The sequence below is a fragment of the Megasphaera intestinihominis genome (assembly GCF_040096415.1).
Taxonomy (GTDB): Bacteria; Bacillota; Negativicutes; order Veillonellales; family Megasphaeraceae; genus Megasphaera; species Megasphaera intestinihominis.
Genome location: NZ_JBBMEU010000128.1, coordinates 1 through 1,618, shown reverse-complemented (window position 1 = coordinate 1,618; position 1,618 = coordinate 1). Strand labels below are relative to the sequence as shown.

The 1,618-nt window shown below is 57.3% G+C and carries 1 protein-coding gene; it reads right to left on the bottom strand.

Going from position 1 to position 1,618, the window contains the following annotated elements; all coding sequences use genetic code 11:
* Positions 1-375 precede the first annotated feature (375 nt).
* Positions 376-1,374, bottom strand: a complete 999-nt coding sequence (locus WMO23_RS11260; protein ID WP_020724174.1) for a phosphate acyltransferase — start codon at positions 1,372-1,374, stop codon at positions 376-378.
* Between the last annotated feature and the right edge of the window lie 244 nt (positions 1,375-1,618).

Sequence of the window (1,618 nt, the reverse complement as noted above, 5' to 3'; positions counted from 1 at the left end):
TCAGAAGAGCTTGTCAAGGATTAATTTGAACTTTTTTAAATTCAAACTTCCTGCTGCGTCAGGGCCTTGCCCCGACAGCTTATTTAGTATACTACTGTGTAAAGGAATTGTCAAGGACTTTTTTCAAATCCTTGACGCCGGCCGCCGGTCGCCCAAGGCTCCCTTCATAGGGGAGCTGGCCGCCAAAGGCGGTCTGAGAGGTTAAAGGACGGCCCCTACGACGGCCCCGGTCGGGGCGTAAGCCGCTCCTGCGAAGGGGAGGGGGACCGCTTGCGGTGGAGGAGTTCTCCTCTACGAGCCGAGGATTACTCGAGACGATGTTGTCAGTCTGACTCAGATGCGGCCTGCGGCCTGCGAACTGCGGTCTGCGTATTCTCACGCATCGCAGCAGCAGATGACGATGGTGTCGACGATGGTATCGACAGTGGACGCCCGGGACAGGTCCATGACCGGCTTGGCCAGGCCCTGCAGCAGCGGCCCCAGGACGGTCGCCCCGGCGACGTGTTCCAGCATCTTGCAGCAGATGTTGCCCGTATTGAGGTCGGGAAAGACGAGGACATCGGCCTGCCCTGCCACGGGCGAACGGGGCGCCCAATCGGCAGCATACGCTGGGACCAGGGCCACGTCGGCCTCCATTTCTCCATCGTAGATGAAATCGACATTGCGGTCACTCAGGATCTGCACGGCTTTGCGGACTTTATCGGCACCGGCACCGCGGTCACTGCCCATGGTCGAATACGACAGCAAGGCCACTTTGGGCGAGGCAATGTGCAGGGTCCGCCGCGCCCGTTCGACGCAGCTGCAGGCAATATCGGCCAACTGGTATTCGTCCGGGTCGGGAATGACATCGCCATCGCCGACGACGAAGACGCCGTCATGACCGAACTGCATCATATCCGTCACGACGATAAAAGAACTGCTGACCGTATCGATGTCATCCCGCGTCCCAATGAGCTGCAAAGCCGCCCGGAGCACTTCCGGCGCCGGCGTTTCGATACCGGCTACCATGCCGGCCGCTTCCCCGGCAGCGACTAAGGCGGCCCCAAAATACAAGGGATGATTCAAGAGAAAACGGCGGCTCTCTTCCAAGGTCATACCAGTGGCTTTCCGCTTATCCGCATAGGTCTGGGCCAGGCTTTCTAAACCAGGGTACTTCTTGGGATAAATCACTTCAGCCCCTTCCAAATCGAGCTGATACCGTGAAGCCAGTTCCTGTATGTCGCCTTCCTTCCCCAAAAGGACGGGGATGGCCAGCTGCTCGGCCAATACCCGGTCGGCAGCCTGCAATATACGGATATCATCACTTTCAGGCAAAACTATTCTTTGCGGCTTTTGGGCCGCCTGCTGTTTCAAAGACGTAATATATCGGCTCATATCGATTCCCTTCCGCATCATGTATGTTACCTTTCATTATAAGGACATACGGGAAAGGAAGCAAGTGAAAAGGCGCTGTCGCATGAAGACAGCGCCTTTTTAGCAGTCAGCAGCTAGCTGTTAGCAGTTCGTACAATGGCTCCCATTATAGGGGAGCAGTCAGCTACAGCTGACTGAGAGGTTTAACCTCTCCGGCCCTTCGGGCCACCTCTCCTAACAGGAGAGGCGGGCCGCCCTCTGGGAC

Bases quoted from the DNA above. Each gene is read 5' to 3' on its own strand.
- WMO23_RS11260 (WP_020724174.1), bottom strand. From the start codon at position 1,374: ATGAGCCGATATATTACGTCTTTGAAACAGCAGGCGGCCCAAAAGCCG.